The 19849-nt window shown below is 64.2% G+C and carries 23 protein-coding genes; 9 read left to right on the forward strand and 14 right to left on the reverse strand.

Going from position 1 to position 19849, the window contains the following annotated elements; genetic code table 11:
- Positions 1-516: a hypothetical protein gene (locus HJ583_RS18150; protein WP_170023235.1), complete on the forward strand. Its 516-nt coding sequence runs from the start codon at positions 1-3 to the stop codon at positions 514-516.
- Here HJ583_RS18150 and HJ583_RS18155 read toward each other — a convergent pair.
- The 4 genes from HJ583_RS18155 to HJ583_RS18170 all read right to left on the reverse strand — a co-directional run bounded on the left by HJ583_RS18155 (position 513) and on the right by HJ583_RS18170 (position 3680).
- Positions 513-1874 (reverse strand): diguanylate cyclase, encoded by a 1362-nt coding sequence (locus HJ583_RS18155; protein ID WP_170023236.1) that lies wholly within the window; start codon positions 1872-1874, stop codon positions 513-515. The genes HJ583_RS18150 and HJ583_RS18155 overlap by 4 nt on opposite strands.
- A gap of 149 nt (positions 1875-2023) precedes the next feature.
- Positions 2024-2509 (reverse strand): YbaK/EbsC family protein, encoded by a 486-nt coding sequence (locus HJ583_RS18160; protein ID WP_170023237.1) that lies wholly within the window; start codon positions 2507-2509, stop codon positions 2024-2026.
- Positions 2510-2560: 51 nt separating this feature from the next.
- Positions 2561-3016, reverse strand: a complete 456-nt coding sequence (locus tag HJ583_RS18165; RefSeq protein ID WP_170023238.1) for a hypothetical protein — start codon at positions 3014-3016, stop codon at positions 2561-2563.
- Positions 3017-3137: 121 nt separating this feature from the next.
- Positions 3138-3680: an adenine phosphoribosyltransferase gene (locus HJ583_RS18170; RefSeq protein WP_170023239.1), complete on the reverse strand. Its 543-nt coding sequence runs from the start codon at positions 3678-3680 to the stop codon at positions 3138-3140.
- A 150-nt stretch (positions 3681-3830) separates the two neighbouring features.
- Between HJ583_RS18170 and HJ583_RS18175 the strand changes: the two genes are divergently transcribed.
- The 3 genes from HJ583_RS18175 (at position 3831) to HJ583_RS18185 (ending at position 6321) form a co-directional block, all read left to right on the forward strand.
- A complete protein-coding gene (locus tag HJ583_RS18175; RefSeq protein WP_170023240.1) occupies positions 3831-4397 on the forward strand; it encodes a TIGR00645 family protein in 567 nt (188 codons plus the stop codon).
- A 94-nt stretch (positions 4398-4491) separates the two neighbouring features.
- Positions 4492-6009 (forward strand): fumarate hydratase, encoded by a 1518-nt coding sequence (locus tag HJ583_RS18180; protein WP_170023241.1) that lies wholly within the window; start codon positions 4492-4494, stop codon positions 6007-6009.
- A 63-nt stretch (positions 6010-6072) separates the two neighbouring features.
- Positions 6073-6321, forward strand: coding sequence for a DUF2835 family protein (locus tag HJ583_RS18185; RefSeq protein ID WP_170023242.1), 249 nt, complete (start codon positions 6073-6075; stop codon positions 6319-6321).
- 11 nt (positions 6322-6332) lie between these two features.
- On the opposite strand, the gene HJ583_RS18190 is transcribed toward HJ583_RS18185, so the two are convergent.
- The 4 genes from HJ583_RS18190 to HJ583_RS18205 form a co-directional block, all read right to left on the reverse strand.
- Positions 6333-6542: a hypothetical protein gene (locus HJ583_RS18190; RefSeq protein ID WP_170023243.1), complete on the reverse strand. Its 210-nt coding sequence runs from the start codon at positions 6540-6542 to the stop codon at positions 6333-6335.
- A gap of 34 nt (positions 6543-6576) precedes the next feature.
- On the reverse strand, positions 6577-8136 hold the full coding sequence (locus tag HJ583_RS18195; RefSeq protein WP_235943929.1) for a DHA2 family efflux MFS transporter permease subunit: 1560 nt from the start codon (positions 8134-8136) through the stop codon (positions 6577-6579).
- Positions 8137-8146: 10 nt separating this feature from the next.
- Positions 8147-9310 carry an HlyD family secretion protein gene (locus HJ583_RS18200; RefSeq protein ID WP_170023244.1) on the reverse strand — a complete coding sequence of 388 codons (1164 nt, stop codon included), beginning with the start codon at positions 9308-9310 and terminating at the stop codon, positions 8147-8149.
- A 72-nt stretch (positions 9311-9382) separates the two neighbouring features.
- Positions 9383-10834, reverse strand: coding sequence for an efflux transporter outer membrane subunit (locus tag HJ583_RS18205; protein WP_170023245.1), 1452 nt, complete (start codon positions 10832-10834; stop codon positions 9383-9385).
- A gap of 101 nt (positions 10835-10935) precedes the next feature.
- On the opposite strand from HJ583_RS18205, the gene HJ583_RS18210 reads away from it, so the two are divergent.
- Positions 10936-11544, forward strand: coding sequence for a TetR/AcrR family transcriptional regulator (locus tag HJ583_RS18210; RefSeq protein WP_101940361.1), 609 nt, complete (start codon positions 10936-10938; stop codon positions 11542-11544).
- 21 nt (positions 11545-11565) lie between these two features.
- Here HJ583_RS18210 and HJ583_RS18215 read toward each other — a convergent pair whose 3' ends face one another.
- From HJ583_RS18215 to HJ583_RS18225, 3 genes are read right to left on the reverse strand one after another with little or no spacing between them, the layout of a single operon-like run.
- Positions 11566-12234 carry a DUF799 domain-containing protein gene (locus HJ583_RS18215; RefSeq protein ID WP_170023246.1) on the reverse strand — a complete coding sequence of 223 codons (669 nt, stop codon included), beginning with the start codon at positions 12232-12234 and terminating at the stop codon, positions 11566-11568.
- Entirely contained in the window at positions 12231-12593 is a 363-nt protein-coding gene (locus HJ583_RS18220) for a DUF4810 domain-containing protein (protein WP_101940359.1), read from the reverse strand. Before HJ583_RS18220 ends, HJ583_RS18215 begins: the two co-directional genes overlap by 4 nt.
- A gap of 15 nt (positions 12594-12608) precedes the next feature.
- A complete protein-coding gene (locus HJ583_RS18225; protein WP_170023247.1) occupies positions 12609-13280 on the reverse strand; it encodes a CsgG/HfaB family protein in 672 nt (223 codons plus the stop codon).
- Between the two features lie 183 nt (positions 13281-13463).
- On the opposite strand from HJ583_RS18225, the gene HJ583_RS18230 reads away from it, so the two are divergent.
- Both HJ583_RS18230 and HJ583_RS18235 read left to right on the forward strand, forming a co-directional pair.
- Positions 13464-14540: a GGDEF domain-containing protein gene (locus HJ583_RS18230; RefSeq protein WP_170023248.1), complete on the forward strand. Its 1077-nt coding sequence runs from the start codon at positions 13464-13466 to the stop codon at positions 14538-14540.
- Positions 14541-14618: 78 nt separating this feature from the next.
- Positions 14619-15857, forward strand: coding sequence for a cystathionine gamma-synthase family protein (locus HJ583_RS18235; protein ID WP_170023249.1), 1239 nt, complete (start codon positions 14619-14621; stop codon positions 15855-15857).
- Positions 15858-15970: 113 nt separating this feature from the next.
- Here HJ583_RS18235 and HJ583_RS18240 read toward each other — a convergent pair whose 3' ends face one another.
- The 3 genes from HJ583_RS18240 to HJ583_RS18250 all read right to left on the reverse strand — a co-directional run bounded on the left by HJ583_RS18240 (position 15971) and on the right by HJ583_RS18250 (position 17163).
- The gene (locus HJ583_RS18240; protein ID WP_170023250.1) at positions 15971-16408 is read right to left on the reverse strand and encodes a carboxymuconolactone decarboxylase family protein; all 438 of its coding nucleotides are present in this window, start codon (positions 16406-16408) and stop codon (positions 15971-15973) included.
- Entirely contained in the window at positions 16350-16805 is a 456-nt protein-coding gene (locus tag HJ583_RS18245; RefSeq protein ID WP_170023251.1) for a MerR family transcriptional regulator, read from the reverse strand. Before HJ583_RS18245 ends, HJ583_RS18240 begins: the two co-directional genes overlap by 59 nt.
- 82 nt (positions 16806-16887) lie before the next feature.
- A complete protein-coding gene (locus HJ583_RS18250; protein ID WP_170023252.1) occupies positions 16888-17163 on the reverse strand; it encodes a metal/formaldehyde-sensitive transcriptional repressor in 276 nt (91 codons plus the stop codon).
- 54 nt (positions 17164-17217) lie between these two features.
- On the opposite strand from HJ583_RS18250, the gene dmeF reads away from it, so the two are divergent.
- Together dmeF and HJ583_RS18260 are read left to right on the forward strand one after the other, a co-directional pair.
- Positions 17218-18156 carry a CDF family Co(II)/Ni(II) efflux transporter DmeF gene (gene dmeF, locus HJ583_RS18255; protein ID WP_170023253.1) on the forward strand — a complete coding sequence of 313 codons (939 nt, stop codon included), beginning with the start codon at positions 17218-17220 and terminating at the stop codon, positions 18154-18156.
- Between the two features lie 67 nt (positions 18157-18223).
- The gene (locus HJ583_RS18260) at positions 18224-19753 is read left to right on the forward strand and encodes a phytase (RefSeq protein ID WP_170023254.1); all 1530 of its coding nucleotides are present in this window, start codon (positions 18224-18226) and stop codon (positions 19751-19753) included.
- Positions 19754-19849 lie beyond the last annotated feature (96 nt).

The following is a 19849-nucleotide window of genomic DNA, read 5'->3' on the forward strand; positions in this document are numbered from 1 at the left end:
ATGAACAAGCAGAAACTCCGCCGCACTCCGCCTCAGGAACTTGCTGTTGCCGCCGCAGGCTACCAGCGCGAAGCCGTCATCCCGCATTGCCCGACGTGTGCAGCGCCCTGTTGCAAGCTCGACAAGCTGGTGCTGGAGCTGGAATGGGCACAGGTCAAGGGCCTCTGGCAGCTCGAAGAATCACGCAAGGCTTTCGACAAACGCCTCGCCACAGGTCGGGGCCCGATAGAGATCCGCCCGGCCAACGGTCTCTACTACGCGCACAGCAAACCCTGCCCGGCCTTCGATGCGGCCTGCGGCTGCACGGTCTATACCACCCCGCTCAAACCGGTGGGCTGCAGCGATTTCCCGGTCTATGAAAACGAAGGTGAAATCATGGCCGATCTGCGCTGCGAGGCCGTGGACATCGAGGCGCTGAAGGCCGCGCTGACACGTGATCTCGGGCCGGATACCCGCATCAGGCAGTCGGCCGACCGGGACTTCCCCTTTCTGGTCACCTTGTCCGTACAGCGCTAGTCCTGGCGGGTTTCGCTGGCGGGCCTGAAGAGGGCGTGGAACGCGCGATCGGCGCGCAGCATGTGGTTGGCCACCATGTCGACGATCAGGAAGTCGATCAACTCTGCCGCAGCGGCGGCGGACTGCGCTTGCGTCAGCTCGGCGCGCAGCCTGGCCGCCTTGCTGAGCAGGCGCGTGTGCTCCAGGCGGTGGGCGATGAGCCCCGGCCAGTCGGCCTCTCCCAGCACCTCTTCCTCATAGCGGAAGTGGCTGTGCAGGTCGTCGATGAGTCGATCGATGGCTGCGCATACGCTCGCCAGATTGCCTGGTTCCAGTTTGGCGGCCGCCTCTTGCACCGCCTCGACGCACTCGAACAGGCTGCGGTGCTGGGCATCGATCTGGCTGTGGCCCGATTCGAAGTGGCGTCGCCACAGCAGGCGGGCATGGCGTACCGTCATCGCGTGATCCTGCGCATCACGCGGGGGGGCGGCCAGCACGACGCGATTACGCCCTTCCGACTTGGCGCCGTAGAGCGCCTCATCGGCCCGCGACAGCGCGCGTCCGATGCTCTCATGAGGCGTGGCCCATTCCGCAACGCCGATGCTGACGCTGACCTTCAGGCCGCCACTGAAAGCCAGGCTGGCAATTGCCTGGCGAATCTTCTCGGCTGCCGTCGCTGCATGTCCGGCGTCGGCATAGGGCATCAGCACGGTGAATTCATCGCCACCCCAGCGGGTGACCAGATCGGATTCGCGGATGCAGGCTTTTACGGTCTGGGCGACCTGCTTGAGCACCTGATCGCCGATTTCATGCCCGCAGCTGTCGTTGATCGATTTGAAGTGATCGATATCGAAAATCAGGATGGCGACTGGATAGGCGTGGCGCTGTGCCCGCTCGTGTTCCAGCGGTGCCCGCTTCTCGAAGTGGCGGCGGTTCCACAGCCCGGTCAGGGCATCGGTTTCGCTCTGCGCGCGCAGCCGCTGCTCCAGCTCATGGCGCTCGGTGATATTGCTGGCCACCCACACTACAGCCTCTTCTCCGTCGACACGGAAGGCCAGGGCCTGCACGCGTCCCTCGAACCAGATGCGTTGCTGCGGCCCGTCGCTACTCAGTCCCTTCACGTCACTGCCGGCCAGCCCGTATTCCACCACATGCAGCGTGCCGGCTTGCAGTGCTTTGGCGATCTCAGCGAGGAACCAATCTGCCTTCTCCGCCACCAGCACATCGCTGATGCGTTGCCCGACCAGGCCGCTGCCGTCGTGATAGTAGCGGGCGTCCGAGCCACCCAGTACCGCCACGTAGCGGCCGCTGCGAGTCAGGATGAAGACTGGGTCGGGCAAGGCGCCGAGGATCTCGGTCAGTTCGGCGAGGGAGAACATGCGGGTGGCCCGGCGGTGTGCGTTGCAGAAACAGACCTTTTGTACGACAGGCGCGCCACTTTGTTAAGCCTGTACCCGAGGGCGATGCGGCATTTCGCCACGCTGCGCATGAAACAGGTGTTCGCCCTGACTGATTCGGTGGACCATGCTCAGTCCTTGCGCACGTCGGACCAGGCTGCACCGGTCAGGCTAGCAAGCTGGGCCGGGCTCAGCGGGAAGACCGAGAAGGGTGTGCCGGCTGCCGCCCACAGGCGCTCGAAGCGCTGAAGATCGGCATCCATCACCAGCCGTACCGGCTGGGCGTGGCCCAGCGGGGCGACACCCCCGATCACATAGCCGGTGGCGGTACGCACGAAATCGGCGTCCGCCCGGCCCAGGGTTTCGCCCACCAGGGCAGCCACCTTTTTCTCGCACACCCGGTTCTCGCCGCTGGCGATCACCACCACCGCCTGATCGCTCTGCTTGCCGCGGAAAACGATGGATTTGGCGATCTCGGCCACGCGGCAGCCCACCGCTTCCGCGGCCTCGGCCGAGGTCCGCGTCGGTTGCTCGAATTCGACCACGGTGGTGGCAACACCTGCCGCATCCAGAAGTTGCTGGATGCGGCGGGCATTGGGATGTTCGGCGGGCTTCATCCAGTGAGGCTTTCCCGTTTCACCGTAGAGCAGGTTTGCACTGTTCTCCCCTCAAGGCTTGTAGCAGGCAGAGCTGGGGTCAAGGGCGATTTCAGCCAGAGTGCCTGAAAAATCAACCCAGTCAATTCCGTGATTCTGGTAGCGGAAGCCCGCCGAAAAAATCAGGCAACCTTCGCCCTTGTATAGGGCCTGAAGGCGGACCGCATCACTGCCAAAATAGAATGGAATCCAGCGTTTTCCTGATTCGTAGGTGTGGTAAATGTCCGGCTTCCGCCCCAGAGCCTCATTCACTTCAAGCGCTGACATCCCTACGCGAAGACTCTGAAACTTACCCGTGGCGGCGTTCAATTCCAAGGAAGCTGGAGTAGTCACCTCTTGCCCGGCTGGCTCAACCCGCTCCGCTGACGCCTGCTGGCGTTCCGGAGTAGCTGCTGCAGCGTGCACCGCGCTAAAGCTGCCCGCCGCAATCAAGGTGAAGCCGAAAGAAAATAAGGATCTGAAAACCATGCTGATGCTCTCCGTGATGAATCAAGAAATCTGCGAATGAATGAGGTGGCGGGTCATAAAGCTTCATCCAGCAAGTCGAAAATGTCCGCTTGTGATTTTCCGCCGGGGTCAAATCTGGCTCTCAATGCCCCGCGAAATCCACCAGCGTGAACAGCTGCAGGCCCGAGTCACGCAAGAGCTGCGAGCCGCCCAGCTCGGGCAGGTCAACAATCGCCGCACCTTCCACCACCGTGGCACCGAGGCGTTCGAGCAGCTTCTTGCCGGCCATCATGGTGCCGCCGGTGGCGATCAGGTCATCGATCAGCAGCACGCGGTCGCCCTGCTTGCAGGCGTCGGCATGCATCTCGACGGTGGCGCTGCCGTATTCGAGCTCGTATTCCTCGGCGATGGTGGTGTAGGGCAGCTTGCCTTTCTTGCGAATCGGCACGAAGCCCACGTTCAGCTCATAGGCCACGATGGAGCCGATGATGAAGCCGCGCGCGTCCAGCCCGGCCACCACGTCGATCTTCTGGTGCATGTAGCGCAGCACGAAATGCTGCACCAGCACGCGCAGCGCCGCCGGGTCCTGCAGCAGCGGGGTGATGTCGCGGAATTGCACGCCGGGCTGGGGCCAGTCGGGCACGGTGCGGATATGGTCGCGCAGATTGTTGGGGTCGAGCAGCATGGTTTCCTCCTGATAGCGGCGGGATTCTAGCCCGCCAGACGGCTCCGGGGCCGCTGCTATACTTTGCGCTTGACCGGGCGCAGACCCGGCCCCAAATGGGCTCCAGACAGCTGTACCCCGGCTGCCGCCCCTGTTACTGCAAGAGAGATCATGAAAAAAGACGCATCGCACCACCTCGAAGCTTTCCTCTTCGGCAGCCGCTGGCTGCAAGCTCCGCTCTACCTCGGACTGGTCTTCGCCCAGGGCGTGTACGTGTTCAAGTTCCTGCAGGAGCTGATCCATCTGGTGACTCACGCGGTGAGCTTCACCGAAGTGGACATCATGCTGATCGTGCTGGGCCTCATCGATGTGGTGATGGTGGCCAACCTGCTGCTGATGGTGATCGTGGGCGGCTACCAGACTTTCGTGTCGCGCCTTGATCTGGATGATCATCCGGACCAGCCGGAGTGGCTCTCGCATGTGAATGCCGGCGTGCTCAAGATCAAGCTCGCCACCGCGCTGATCGGCATTTCCTCGATCCATCTGCTCAAGACCTTCATCGAAGTCGGCAGCAAGATGGCCCAGGCGCCGGACGCTTTCGCGCTGACCCGTCTGGAGCATGGCGTGCTGTTCCAGATCGGCATTCACCTGACTTTCGTCCTCTCGGCCCTGGTCATGGCCTATACCGACAGGATCATGAACAGCACCTTGTTGTTGAACAAAGACCTCGAGCATTGATTCGTAGGGCGGGCTTCAACCCGCCATGTGCGCTTGAGGCCGAACCTACGCCCCCAGCTATGTCAGCCCTAGCCGAAAACAAAGAGAGAACTATATGGCCACCATCAAGCAAGCCGACCTGATCGACAGCGTTGCCGCCGCACTCCAGTACATCAGCTATTACCACCCGGTTGACTACATCAAGGGCCTCGCCCGTGCCTACGAGATGGAAGCCAGCCCGGCCGCCAAGGACGCGATGGCACAGATCCTGATCAACTCGCGCATGTGTGCCGAAGGCCATCGCCCGATCTGTCAGGACACCGGCATTGTCACGGTCTTCCTCAAGGTCGGCATGAACGTGCAGTGGGAAGGCTTCACCGGCAGCCTCGAAGACGCCATCAACGAAGGCGTGCGCCGCGCCTACAACCATCCGGACAACAAGCTGCGCGCCTCGGTGCTGGCCGATCCGGCCGGCAAGCGTACGAACACCCGCGACAACACGCCGGCCGTGATCAACATGAGCATCGTGCCGGGCGACAAGGTGGATGTGATCGTCGCCGCCAAGGGCGGTGGCTCGGAAGCCAAGTCCAAATTTGCGATGCTCAACCCCTCGGATTCCATCGTCGACTGGGTGCTCAAAACCGTGCCGACCATGGGCGCCGGCTGGTGCCCGCCGGGCATGCTCGGCATCGGTATCGGCGGCACGGCTGAAAAGGCCATGCTGCTGGCCAAAGAGGCGCTGATGGAGCCGATCGACATCCTCGACCTGATCGCCCGTGGCCCGAGCAATCGCGCCGAAGAGCTGCGCATCGAGCTGTACGAAAAGGTCAATGCTCTTGGCATTGGCGCGCAAGGCCTCGGTGGCCTGACCACCGTGCTGGACGTGAAGATCCTCGACTACCCGACCCACGCCGCCAACCTGCCGGTGGCGATGATCCCGAACTGTGCCGCCACCCGCCACGCCCACTTCGAGCTGGATGGCTCCGGCCCGGTCTACCTCGATCCGCCTTCGCTGGAAGACTGGCCGAGCCTCACCTATGACGCCTCCAAGGGCAAACGCGTCAATCTCGATACGGTGACGCGCGAAGAAGTCGCCTCGTGGAAGCCGGGCGACGTGCTGCTGCTGAACGGCAAGATGCTCACCGGCCGCGACGCCGCGCACAAGCGCATGACCGACATGCTCAACAAGGGTGAAAAGCTGCCGGTGGATCTGGCGGGCAAGTTCATTTACTACGTCGGCCCGGTTGATCCGGTGGCGGGCGAAGTCGTCGGCCCGGCTGGCCCAACCACCGCCACGCGCATGGACAAGTTCACCGAGCAGGTACTGGCCGAAACCGGCTTGCTGGGCATGATCGGCAAGTCCGAGCGCGGCCCGGTCGCCATCGAAGCCATCAAGAAGCACCAGTCGGTGTACCTGATGGCCGTGGGCGGCGCCGCCTACCTCGTCTCCAAGGCGATCAAGGCCGCGCGCGTGCTGGCCTTTGAAGACCTCGGCATGGAAGCCATTTACGAATTCACCGTGCAGGACATGCCGGTGACCGTGGCCGTGGATTCCACCGGCATCTCGGTGCATGAGACCGGGCCGAAGGAATGGCAATCGCGCATCAGCCAGATCGGCGTGAAAACGATCTGAGCCTCACCCACCCGAAAGCCCGCAGCGATGCGGGCTTTTTCATGCAGTGGCAAAATTCCACCCATGAAGCGCTTCGAATTCCGCCTCGACATCAGCCCCACCCAATACCTCGCCTATTACCGTGGCGAGGTACTGCAGGTGGTGGTGACGCTGGCCAACGGCCAGACCATGAGCTTTCCGGCCGGGCTGCTGCGCGAATTCGTGCTGGCCGACGGTATCCACGGCGACTTCGTGCTCACCTGCGACGATCACAACAAGGGCGCCAGGCTCAGCCGCAGGCCGCGACCGCGCTCGATCCGGGTGCGCGCCTGAGGCCTGCTTGCTCAGGGGCGCAGGCAGTGCTGGTCGGCCTGGCAGGCGAGTTGGCGGGCGCGCTGCAGATCGCGTTCCTGTTCCTGACCGACCATCCAGCCAGCCACGTAAGCGACGACCAGCAAGCCCAGCAGCATGGCCGCCAGGTGCGACAGGCTGAAAGCCGGCAGGCGCCAGCCTGGCAGGCTGGCGAGGGAGCGGGGTGCGTTATCGGGATGCATGAGCTGTCCTCCGTAGTTCAGATTCATCAATTCATCAGTGCGAGGCCGAGGGATCCACGGCGCGCGTGGCGCGCGGGGCTAGCCAGATGCTGCAGGCCGCCACGAACAGGATCACGGCGATCAGCATGAACAGCTGGTTGGTGGCGAGCATCACGCTCTGGCCTTCGACCAGACGTTCGAGCGCGCCGAGGGCGCCCGGGTCTTGCAGGGCATGGGCGGCCGAGCCGAGCGGATCTAGCTGGCTGGCGATGCCGGCCTGATTCACCGGATCGAGCGTGGCTACCATGTCGGCGCGGTTGAACTGGATGCGGTCTTCCCAGCTGGCGGTGGTCAGCGAGGTGGCAAAGGCGCCGGCGAGCGTGCGCAGGAAGTTCATCAGGCCGGCGGCCGAGGCGGTCTCGCGTTCCTCTACGCTGCCCAGGATCTGGCCGGTGAGCGGCACGAAGAAGAAGGGCATGCCGATGCCCATCACCAGCAGCGGCAGGGCGACCTGCCAGTAGGTCATGTCGGTGGTGCCGAAAGCGCGCCACAGGGTGACCGTGCCGAGCCAGGAGACGCCGAAGAAGACCAGCGGACGCGAGTCGATCTTGCTCGAGAGCATCGCTGCGAAGGGCGCGCACAGTACCGCCAGCACGCCGCTCCAGGCCGTGGCCATGCCCGACCAGGTGGCGGTGTAACCCATGTGCTGCTGCAGCCACAGCGGGGTCAGCACATTGGCGCCGAAGAAAGCGCCGAAGGCCAGCACCAGCGTGAGCACGCCGAAGGAATAGCCGCGATGGCGGAACACCCGCAGGTCTACGATCGGGTGGCGCTCGTTGAGCTCCCAGATCAGGAAGGCAGCGAAGCCGATCACGGCCACGATGGCGAGGCCTACGATGAGTGGTGAGGAAAACCAGTCCAGATTCTTGCCTTCGTCGAGCATGATCTGCAGCGCGCCGACCCAGATGATCAGCAGGGCGAGGCCAACCGTGTCGATCGGCGCCTTTTCCAGACCAGTCTCGTAACGCTTGAGCAGGCCCCAGCCGAACCAGGCGCAGAGCAGGGCGATCGGCACATTGATGTAGAAGATCCAGGACCAGTGGCTCTGATCGCAGATCACCCCGCCCACGATGGGGCCGAGAATCGGGGCGACCAGGGTGGTCATGGCCCAGATCGCTGTGGCTGCCGCGGCCTTGTCCTTCGGGAAGATGCGCAGCAGCAGGGTTTGCGACAGCGGCATGAGCGGGCCACCGGCCAGCCCCTGTAGCACGCGCGCGCCCACCAGCATGCCCAGCGAGTTGGAGAAGCCGCACAACAGGGATGCGAGGCCGAACAGGGCCATGGAAGTCACGAACACGCGCACCGCGCCGAAGCGCCCGGCCAGCCAGCCGGTGAGCGGTACGGTAATGGCCTCGGCCACCGCGTAGGAGGTGATCACCCAGGTGCCTTGGCTGCTGGTGACGCCGAGACTGCCGGCGATCGTGGCGACCGACACGTTGGCGATGGTCATGTCCAGCACGGCGATGAAGTTCGCCAGTGCCAGCACCAATGCGCCGACAATCAGCATGCCCCCGCGCAGGGGCTGCTCGCCGTTGGGGAGAAGAGCCTGATTCATGGGGCGGTGCTCAGTTGGTGCTGCTGCGGGTGTCGATGGTGGCGTGCATGGAGAGGCCGACCTGCAAGGGGTGGGCTGCCAGATCGGTCGGGTCGAGCTCGATGCGCACCGGCAGGCGCTGCACCACCTTGATCCAGTTGCCGCTGGCGTTCTGCGCCGGGATGGCGGCGAAGGCAGCGCCGGTGCCGCCGGAGAAGCCGGCCACGGTGCCGTGATAAGTCACCTTGTCGCCATAGATGTCGGCGCGCAGCTCAACCTTCTGGCCTACGCGCACGTCCTGAAGCTGGACTTCCTTGTAGTTCGCATCGACGTGCATGCGCGCCACCGGCACCACCGAGAGCAGGCTGGCACCGGCCTGCACGCGCTGGCCCACCTGCACCGCGCGGCGTGCCACCACGCCATCCACCGGCGCGCGGACCACGGTGCGCTGCAGGTCGACCAGGGCCTGATCGCGGCGGGCGCGAGCGAGCGCCACTTCGGGGTTGGTCTCGAGCGTGCTGTCGTCGATCAGCACTGAGTTCGCTTCACGCGAGCCGACGGCGGCGGCGCGGTTGGCGCGGGCCTGGGCGGCGCCGGCCTTGGCCGCAGCCAGTGCAGCCTGGGCCGCATCGAAGCTGTTGCGGGCGCGGCTCAGCTCTTCGCCGGAGACCGAGCCGGAGCCGGCCAGGGCTTCGCGGCGACGCAGATCGATACCGGCGCGTTCGAAATCGGACTCGGCCGAAGCGAGTTGGGCGGCGGCGCGCTGTTCGTCGGCCGCCCGCGCGGCGATCTGGGCCGAGAGGCCGCTATCGGTGGCCTGGTAGCCGCGCACCTTGCGCACTGCGCGGCCATATTCGGCTTCGGCCTGGGCCAGCGCCAGACGCGCATCGGTGTCGTCGATCACGATCAGCACATCGCCGGCCTTCACGGCCTGGGTATCGCTGACCTTCACTTCGCGCACGGTGCCGCCGACGGCGGGGGTGACCTGGGCAATCTCGGCGGCGGCATAGGCGTTGTCGGTGGTGACGAAGTGTGAGGCGTAGAGACCGTAGTAGAGGCTGTAGCCGACAACAGCCAGTGCTACGACGCCGCCGAGTGCGGTGAACAGGGTTTTGCGGCGCTGGCCGTTGCGGGCATCGATGGCGAGGTCTTCTTCGCTGACGGCGTGGATCTTGGCGGTGGAGGTCTGGGACATGATGGTTTTCCTTGAATTCGGGTCGATATCGTTCAAAAGTCGCTGGGTTCCCGCCTGCGCGGGAATGACGGTTCAGTTGTGCTGGTAGCCGCCGCCGAGGGCACGCACCAGGGCCACGTCGAGGCTGAAGGCGCGCGACTGCAGGTCGGTCAGGCCGCGCAGGCTGCTGAGCATCGCGTCTTCGGCGCTGAGCACGTCGAGGTAGTTCGAGAGGCCGCCGTCATAGCGGTTGCGGGCGATCTGCCATGCCTGTTTCGCAGCGCCGAACGCCGCTTCGCCACGCTCCAGACGCGGTGCCAAGGCACGCTGGCTCACCGCCGCATCGGCCACTTCACGCAGCGCCTGGGTCACGGTGCTGTCGTAGTTCGCCACGGATTCCTCGTAGTCGGCGCGGCGGCTCTTGTACTGCGCCTGCAGGCGGCCGCTGTCGAAGATCGGCAGGGAGATAGCCGGGCCGACCGCGCCGATGTCCGAACCAGACTTGAAGAGCTGGTCCAGCCCCAGGGATTGCACGCCGATGAAGGCGGAGAGATTCACGTTCGGGTAGAACTCGGCCTTGGCCGAATCGATGCGCTTGGCAGCGGCTTCGGCGCGCAGGCGGGCGGCGATCACGTCCGGGCGGCGGCCCAGTAATTCCAGCGCGAGCTGGCCGGGCAGGCCTGGCGCATGGTCGAGGCGGATTGTCGGGCGGGCGATGGCGAGGCCACGGTCCGGGCCGGCACCAAGCAGTGCGGCGAGGTAATTGCGCTGCAGGGCGATGCTCTCGTCGGCGGCCAGCAGATCGCCTTCAGCCGCGGCCTGGCGGGCTTCGGCGCCACGCACGCTGCCCAGGGTTTCGAGGCCGTTGGTGTAGCGTTCCTGGAACAGCTGGGCGGTCTTGCTGCGCACTTCCAGCGCGGCGGCGGCGGTGTCGCGGGCGGCGTGCAGGCGGGCCAGCTCGGCGTAGCCACTGGCAATCGAGCTCGACAGCAGCAGCGCGGCCTGGGCGGCATCGGCGGCAGCGGCTTCGCGCTCGGAGGTGGCGGCAGCCACGGCGCTGCGGTTCTTGCCCCAGAAATCCAGCTCCCAGCTGAAATCCAGGCTGATCCGGCCGTAGTCGTTCCAGCCCTGCGGCGACATGCTCTTGGGCGTGAGGTAGTTGTAACTCTGTTTGGCTTCGGAAGCCGAGGCATTGGCCGTGAGCTGCGGCCCGCCGCCGGCCTGACGGGTCTGCACACCGGCTTCGGCGCGCTGCAGGCGGGCAGCAGCGGCGCGCAGGCTGGGGGCGCCGGCCAGGGCTTCTTCGATCAGGCGATCAAGCTGGGCATCAGCATAGTCATTCCACCAGCGATCCTGTGGCCAGCGTTGGGCGGGGGCGGCGAGGCTCTGCTCGGCGGACCAGTCTGCGGCAGGCTTGAGTGCGCTGAGCGGGCCGGTTTGCGGAATCTGGGCACAGGCTGCGAGGGCCAGCAGGCTGGTCAGCGCCAGGACGGTGAGGGAGGGTGAAACCCGCGCTGCAGCAGGGGTATTGGGGAGGGAGGGCACGACGGCTTCCTTATTAACTGTACTGTACGGTACAGTTTTAATTGACAGCGACGCCTTGTCAAGCAAAACTGTACGGGTGAGTTTAAAAAAAGGTTTCAGCCATGCGGATCAAGTGCGAAGCACGTCGCCAGAACATTGTGGAAGTCGCCAGCGAGGTCTTCCGGGAGTTCGGCTTCGAGGCCGCCTCGATGTCCGAAATCGCGACGCGGGTAGGCGGCTCAAAGGCCACGCTGTACAGCTACTTCAGCTCCAAGGAGGAGCTGTTCGTGGCCGTGGTGCGCCAGTTTGCCGAGGCGCACATGCGCGAAATCTTCGCCCTGCTCGATCCTGCTGCGGATCTGGGCAACACGCTGCAGGTTTTCGGTGAACGCTTCCTGGGCCGGATCAGCCAGCCGGATATGGTTTGTGCGCACCGCAATCTGTTTGCGGAGGCCGGCAAGAGCAATGTGGGACGTCTGTTCTACGAGCGCGGCCCGCTCGAAGGTTTGCAGATGCTGGCCGACTTCATGCAGCAGGCGATGGCGCTGGGCAAGCTACGCAGTGAAGACAAGATGATTGCTGCCCACCATTTCCTCGGCCTGCTCAAGGCTGAGAGCCTGGAGCGCCTGCTGCTGGGCGTACAGGATGAGATCGAGCCGGCCAGCATTGCGCCGATGGTGGCACGTGCGGTGCAGGTCTTCCTGTGCGGCTATGCGCCGGCCACCGTCTGAGGTGGCCGCCGGCGGATCAGCTTACTTCGGCGCTGCGTCGAGTGCGTAGCGCGGGGAGCGCGGGCCGTACAGGATGCCATTGGGGCGCGCGGCCAGCAGGCGCTGGCTGGTCACACCCGCCACGCGGTGGCCCTGATCGCTGAGGGTGTTGACGATCTGGTCGACCGCCGCCTTGACCAGCATGCCGATCACGCCATTCCCGGAGTTGCCCTGATCCTCGTTGGTGGAGGCCGTGGCTGAGCCGATCCACAGCGTGTCGCCGCTGCGCAGATCGACCAGGCGGCCGCTGCAGGTGACCCGCGTGTCGCTGGAGAAGATCTGGTAGCGCGTGCCGTAGTCGGTGATCTCGATGTACATCACGGTATCCGCGCCGAAGATCTCGTGCAGTTTGGCGGGTGCCACGGCGTGGATTTCGTCGGGCTGGGTCAGGCCGTTCTGGCGGAAGGTTTCATCCACCACGGTGACCGGATAAACGTAGTAGCCAGACTCGGCCAGTGGGTAGCTGACGTAGGACATCACGCTGTTGCTGGCCTTGATGTCCGGTGACTTGTTCACCGGTGGCAGAACCAGAATGGAGCGCGGCTGGGCGCGCCGGAAGGCTGTGTAGTCATAGGCTTGCGGCGAGGTGGCGCAACCGGTGGCGAGCGCAGCCAAGGCCAGCAGCAGGGCGAGCTTCAGGATGCGGATCATGCTTTGCCTCCGGCCAGTTTGCGCAGCAGGAAATCCATATACGCGGCCGATTCCGGGAACAGGGTCTTCTCGGTTTCAAAGGCCTGGCGCGCCAGTTCCGGCTTGCCCTCGTTGATCTGCAGCAGCCCCAGGTGGGCGTAGAAGCCGGGTGGCACGGATTTGTTGGCGGCCTTGGCTTCTTCGATGATCTTCTGCAGGGCGAGGATCTGCTCGGGGTGACTGCTGCCCTCGTTCTTCAGATAGGCATACAGCTGCGGCTGATAGTCCCCCCAGTAGTAGAGTGTGGGCGTGCGGGTGGCACAGCCGCCCGCCAGCAGGGCGGCCAGCAGCAGGCCGCCGAGTGTGGTCTTGATTCGCATCGGAAGCACGTGCCTTTACTGGGCGGGGCGCCAGGCGCCGCTCTCGACGCCGCGCACGAGATTGTTCACCGCTTCGCGGATGGCCAGATCCAGCACCTTGCCGTTGAGGGTCGAGTCGTAGCTGGCGGTGCCGCCGAAGCCGACCACCTCGCGGTTGGACAGGCTGTACTCGCCAGCGCCCTGCACCGAATAGACCACTTCAGAAGTCAGCACGTTGACCACGTTCAGATTCACCTTGGCGTAGGCCACCTGCTCACGGCCACGGCCCAGGATGCCGAAGAGCTGCATATCGCCGACTTCCTTGCGGCCGAACTCGCTGACGTCGCCCGTCACCACGTAATCGGCACCCTTGAGGCTCTGCGTCTGCTTGTTGATATGGGCTTCCTGAGCGATTTCCTTCATGTTGTCGCGATCCAGCACGACGAAGCGGCCAGTCTGCTGCAGATGGGTGATCAGGATGGTCTTGGCCTGGCCGCCGAGGCGGTCGACGTTGTCGGAGAACACGCCGCGCAGATAGCTCGAACGGTTGTCGAACTTGCCGACCGACAGCGGGCTGCGTGCGCCGGCATAGGGCTGGTTGGCGGTTTCGACCTTGGCTACGGCCAGGCTGCGGGAGGATTCGGTAGCGCAGCCGGCCAGCGTGCACAGGGCGGCCAGCAGCAGCGGGAAGAAGGAAAATTTTGTCATATTCGGGTCCTCGACAAGGGGGGCGCCGGCATCGGCAGGCCGCGCGGAGCCCCGCAGCATACCTGATCGCTATGCCAAGCCCGGCATACGGTGCCTGACGGCAAGCTGACCATCGGTGAAGTCCTGCGTAGAGAGGCGAGCGGAAGCTGCTAGAAAGAGGGATCTGCCCCCAAGGAAGTTTTCATGCCCGCCAGCCCGCCTGTCTCCGATCTCGATGAAGACCGCCTGTTGCAGACCCTGCATGAGGAGCAGCGCCGCATCGGCTTGCGCCTGCGTCCGGTCAGCGTCGTTTTCAATGTCGGCTTTGCCTTGCTGTTTGCGATCCTGCAGATCTGGCCGCTCGCCGCCAGCTACCTGGCCGGCAGCCTGTACTACCTGTGGGTGTTCCGGGCAACCAATGCGCCTGGCTACCGGCCTAACCGGCTGGTGCTGTGGATATGGCTGGTGATTTTCGCCCAGGCCTTGCTGGCGGTGCTGTTGCTGGGTCCCGGGGCTGGCTTCCAGCTGTACCTGGTAGGCACCCTGCTGCCGAGTTTTTCCAGCCTGAGCCGGCCGCTCTCGCACAAGCTCTTCCAGGGCGCGGTGATCGTTGCTTTCTTCCTGCTCTGCGACACCTGGCTGGCGAGCGAGACTCCGCTCTACGCGCTGACCCCCAGGCTGACTGCCATCCTGCGCCACTTCAACATTCTCGGCTTCTGCGCCATCCTGGCCTGGATCGCGCACGCCCATGCGCTTTCCGCACATGAGGCCGAGCAGGTGCTGCAGCGGATCGCCAGCAGCGATCCACTCACCGGCCTTTTCAACCGCCGCGCCATCACCGAACTCGCCGAACGCGAGATCGCCCGCAGCCAGCGCACCCACCAGCCGCTGTCGCTGATCCTGTGCGACATCGATCATTTCAAGCGCATCAATGACAGCCACGGTCACGCTGCCGGGGACCATGTGCTGCAGACGGTGGCCAACCTGCTCCAGGCGACCGTACGCGAGTACGACTGCGTGGCTCGCTGGGGCGGCGAGGAGTTCCTGATCCTGTTGCCGGATGCGACGGCAGCAGGGGCCACCGCGATCGCCGAACGCCTGCGTGCAGCAGTTGAGGCGTGTGTGATCAGTTTTGAAGACCAGGCGATCCCGGTCACCCTGACCCTCGGCGTGAGCCTTCTGGACCCGCAGGAAAACTGGCATGCCGCCGTCAACCGGGCCGACGAAGCGCTGTATCGCGGCAAGACCGGCGGACGCAATCGCGTCGAAACTGGCGTATAGATGCATCGGTTCCGTGCATAGAAGCCCTGCCTTGACGGACAATGGCGGTTGTTTCGCCATGTTGAACGAGGTTTCCAGATGAAGGCCAAGGGTTTCACCACCGCCATCCTCCACAGTGATCGCGCCGGCGGTATCGAGCATGGCTCACTGCACAAGCCGGTGCACAACTCGATCACTTTCGAGCATGCCAGCGCCGCCGATATTGCCGCCGTGTTCCAGGGCAAGCAGGCCGGCTTCACTTACGGTCGTCAGATCAACCCGACCGTGGTGGCGTTGGAGAAGAAACTCAGCCTGATGGAAGACGGGCTCGCCACCTGTTGCTTCGCCACCGGCATGGCGGCCATCAGCGCCACCTTCCTGGCGCTGCTGAAGGCGGGAGATCATCTGGTGTCGAGCGCATTCCTGTTCGGCAACACCAACAGTGTCTTCAATACCTTCAAGAACTTTGGCATCGAGGTCACTTTCGTCGATGCCACCGATGCGCAGAATGTTGAGGCCGCACTGCAGCCGAACACCCGCGCAGTCTTTGTTGAGACCATTGCCAACCCCTGTACCCAGATCGCCGATCTGGCCGCCATCGGCCAGCTCTGTACGGCGCGCGGCCTGCTCTACGTGGTCGACAACACCATGACTTCGCCATGGAACTTCCGCCCCAAGGCGGTGGGTGCGCATCTGGTGATCAATTCACTGTCGAAATACATCTGCGGCCATGGCAACGCTTTGGGCGGTTCGGTGACCGAGACCGGCCTGTTCGACTGGAGCCGCTTCCCCAACCTGATCGAAGGCTACAAGACCGGCGCGGCCAGCAACTGGGGCCTCACCCAGATCAAGAAGAAGGGCCTGCGTGACATGGGCGCCACGCTGGCGCCTGAAGCCGCGCACCACATCGCCATCGGCGCCGAAACCCTGCCTCTGCGCCAGCAGCGTGCGGCTGACAACGCCGCCCGGCTCGCCGCCTGGTTTGCCGCGCAACCGGCGATTGCCAGGGTTTTCCATCCGAGCCTGGCGAGTCATCCGCAGCACGCGCGCGCCCGCGAACTGTTCCGCAACTTCGGTGGCCTGATGGCCATCGAGCTGAAGCCGGAAGTGGATTGCTTCAAGTTCCTCGATGCGCTGGAGCTGGCCGTGCTGGCCAGCAATCTGGGTGACAACCGCACGCTGGTGATTCCGGTGGCGCACACCATCTACGCCGAGATGGGGCCGGTGCGCCGTGCCGAGATGGGGATTGCTGACGGTACGGTGCGCATCTCGGTCGGTATCGAGGACGCCGACGATCTCATTGCCGACTTCGAGCAGGCGCTGGCCAAGGCCGGTTGATTGTCCGCGCGGGCCGGTTCCGGCCGGACCGCAGCGCAATCTGTGTCTGACAGCGTGCGGCGAGGGGGCCTGCTGGTTTCGGTTGCCGCCCCCGTGCTTGGCCGGCGAGGGCTTCAGGCAGGCATGCTGCAGGGGGCGGGCGGAGGCGTTGGCCGGCAATGCGCTTTGTGCTCCGTTTCCGCAAACACTTCCTGGGCGGCGAACAGGCCATTCAACGCAGCCGGAAAGCCGGCGTAGACGCTCATCATCATGATGGTCTCAATGATCTGCTCGCGGCTGCAGCCGACATTGAGTGCCGCGTGGATATGCACCTTGAGTTGCGGTTTTGCATTGCCGAGCGCCGTCAGGGCTGCGACTACACCTATCTCGCGAGACTTCAGATCGAGGCCGGGGCGGCTGTAGATATCGCCAAAGGCAAAGGACACCAGCAGGCGGGCGAAATCCGGCGCGATGTCCTGAAGTGCGGCGATCACCTTCTCGCCGGCCTGACCATCAACTTCGGCGAGTTTTGCGAGGCCGTTCTGGAAGCGGGTTTCTTCGTGATTCAGCATGTTTGATCTCCGTGTTTGCTGCATTCATGGAGATGCGCAGGGCGTCGTGATACCCGTCCACCTTGTCGGCCAGAAACCCTGCCAGAGCCTGCAGGCGGGCGATCTCCTGGCGGACGTGAGCAAGCTGAGCTTCCATCATCGCGCAGCGTTCGGCCTGCGTGCTGCTGCCTTCTCGTCGTAATCCGGCGTAGCGCAGCATTTCGGTGATGGACATGCCGGTTTGACGCAGGCGCATCAGGAAGCGCAGCCAGTCCAGATCTGCTGCCGTGTAGCGTCGTCGCCCGCCGGCATCCCGCGCTACGTTCTGGATCAGGCCGATCCGCTCGTAGTAGCGCAGGGTGTGGGGGCTCAGACCGGTGCTCGCGGCGAGCTGCTGAATGCTGAGTTGCGTATCCATGGCGGCATTCTCGAAGTTTGAGTGCACTCGAAGTCAAGCACGCCGTGGCGTTTGATGACAAGCCTGCCAACTTCAGACCGGTCTATCTGAGATACGAGCGTAGTGCGGCAACGACCTGCTCGACATCCTGCGTGCGTTCTTCGGGCGTGGCGTCCGGGTTGCCCAGATGCTCGCGGATGTGGCCTTCCAGCACCTGATTCATCAGCCCGGCCACCGCACCGCGCACGGCGGCGATCTGCTGCAGCACGGCAGCACAGTCACCACCTTCGTCAAGCGTGGTCTCCAGCGAGCGCAACTGGCCCTGGATGCGGCGCACGCGGGTCAGCAGGGGTTTGCGATCACGGATGGTATGGGCCATGGCAGGTCTCGGGTTTATACTGGGGGGGAGTATATACACCGAGCACAAACAATCATGCAATCGCGCCCTTCCGCTCATCACTGCCTGCAAGCTGGCCAGTTCGACGCCGGCAATCCGCTCGCCGAGCGCAAGACGCGCTGGGCCGTGATCCTCACTGTGCTGATGATGGTCGCTGAGATCTTTGGCGGCTGGTATTTCAATTCAATGGCGCTGCTGGCGGATGGCTGGCACATGAGCTCGCATGCGCTGGCCCTGGGGCTGTCGCTACTGGCGTATGCGCTGGCCCGGCGCTACGCGGCTGATGCGCGTTTCAGCTTCGGAGCCTGGAAGTTCGAAGTGCTCGGTGGTTACACCAGTGCCCTGTGCCTGATCGGTGTGGCCGGCCTGATGCTGTTTCAGTCGGTGGAGCGCCTGCTTGCACCGCAGGCCATCCATTACGATCAGGCGATCGCGATCGCGCTGCTCGGTCTGCTGATCAATCTGGTCTGTGCCTGGCTGCTGCGGGACGACCATAGCCATCACCACCATGATCACGGCCATGCGCACGACCACGATCACCATCACGACCTGAACCTGCGCGCGGCTTATCTGCATGTGCTGGCCGATGCAGCCACCTCGGTGCTGGCGATCCTGGCCCTGTTTGGTGGCAAGCTGTGGGGCGCTGCCTGGCTGGATCCGGTGATGGGGATTGCCGGTGCTTTGCTGGTGGCGCGCTGGTCGGTTGGCCTGCTGCAGCAGACCGGACGCGTGCTGCTCGATGCGGAGATGGATGTGCCGGTGGTGGAAGAGATCCGTGAAGTGATCGCGGCCAGCCCAGTGCCGGCCACGATCCGCGATCTGCACGTGTGGCGCGTGGGCAAGGGCAGCTATGCCGTCATTCTGAGCCTGAGCGTTGCGGAGCCGGTGAGTGCGGAGTACTTCCGCGCCCAGCTGGCGATCCATGAAGAGCTGGTACATATCACCGTCGAGCTGCTGCCGCCGTCCACCGTGTAATCCGTTTGTCATCCTGCGGTAATCCGCCGGCAGCAGACTGCGGGCCTTTCTACGAGGCCCGAAGTCCATGAAATATTCCCTTGCGGCAGGATCCTGCCTGCTGCTCGCCTGTCTGCTGACCGCTTGCGGTGGTGCCGGCTCCAGCGAGTCAGCCACGCCCTCCTCTTCTTCCAGCGCAACCAGCAGCCTTGCTTCTTCCGCTGCCAGCGTCAGCAGCAGCGCCTCAAGCGCCAGTGCGGCGAGCAGTGCAGGGGCTTCGTCGGCTTCCAGTTACAGCGTGGCCGCGCTGAGCTTTGATCTGGAAACCGAAAACATGGCTGCCGCGAGCGGTGATGTCGATGATCCTGCAATCTGGGTACATGCCACGGATCGCAGCAAGAGCCTGGTGGTGGCCGCAGTCAAGGATGGTGGCCTGAGGGTTTATGACCTGCAAGGCCAGGTGGTGCAGAGCATCGCTGCCAGCATCCTGGTGCATGACACGGCCGGCAAGAGCCGCTTCAACAATGTCGACGTGGTCTATGGCTTCAAGCTGGCCAACGGCACGACGGTTGATCTCGCGGTGGCCAGCGATCGTGGCCAGGATCTGATCCGGGTCTGGAAGATTGATGGCGACAGCGCCGCTCCGCTTACCGACATCACTTCGGCCACGCCTTTGCGCCTGTTCCCGCTGGTGCCGGCGACCGGCAGCGAGGCGGACAGCAGCAAGGATGTGTCGATCAAGGTTTCCAAGCAGAACACGGGGTATGGTCTGACCCACTGGAGCGACAGCGCGAGTGGCAAGCACTATGTGCTGGTGAATCAGCGCAAGCAGGCGCGGGTGCAGCAGTTCGAGCTGGTGGCCGAGGTGGGCGGTACGGTCAACGTGGCAGCCGTGAGCGGACGTGACTGGCGCTTCCCCTATACCTACAAGGGTCAGAGCCTGCTGGAAGCGAGCGACACTGATGCCTCGCGCGACTGGAGTCCGCAGTTTGAAGGCATGGTGGTGGATCAGCGCAACGGCATTCTCTACGCCGGCCAGGAAGACGTGGGCATCTGGCGCATCAATCTGAAGACCGGCGAGAAACTCGACAGCACGGCGCCTTTCTACGAGACCCGCGGCAGCGGCGTGGCGAGCTATGTGGACGGGACCAGCAGCGTCAAACACAGCTTCTTCAACCCGGAGAGCCGCATCTCGCGCGATCTTGAAGGCCTCAGCATCTACTACGGCCCGGACGGCGGTGGCTATCTGATCGCCTCCAGCCAGGGCGGCGCGCATGGCACCGGCGCAACCCTGGCCGATGCGCCGTATGACGACAGCTTCGTGGTTCTCACGCTCGACGGCAGCAAGACGCCGGTCTTCAAGGGCGGCTTCCGCATCAGCAAGGGCGCGGCCGGGCAGGCAGATGGGGTGCAGGAGTGTGATGGCGCGGACGTGATCGCGCTGCAGCTGCCGGGCTATCCCTATGGCGTGTTCATCAGCCAGGACGGCTATAACGACGACCTGGACAATCTGAGCGATGTGACTCACCAGACCAACCTGAAGTACACCTCCTGGGAAAAGATCGCCACCGCGCTCGGGCTGGCCAAATACGACAGCTTCGATCCGCGCAAATTCTGAGCATGTGAGCGCCGGCCCGCTGGCCGGGCGGGCGCTCAGGCGGGTTTCTGAGAGGGCGGCTGGGCGCGTTAAACTCGGGGTTTCCCCTGAATTACC

It is taken from the genome of Uliginosibacterium aquaticum (assembly GCF_012972705.2).
GTDB classification, from domain to species: domain Bacteria; phylum Pseudomonadota; class Gammaproteobacteria; order Burkholderiales; family Rhodocyclaceae; genus Uliginosibacterium; species Uliginosibacterium aquaticum.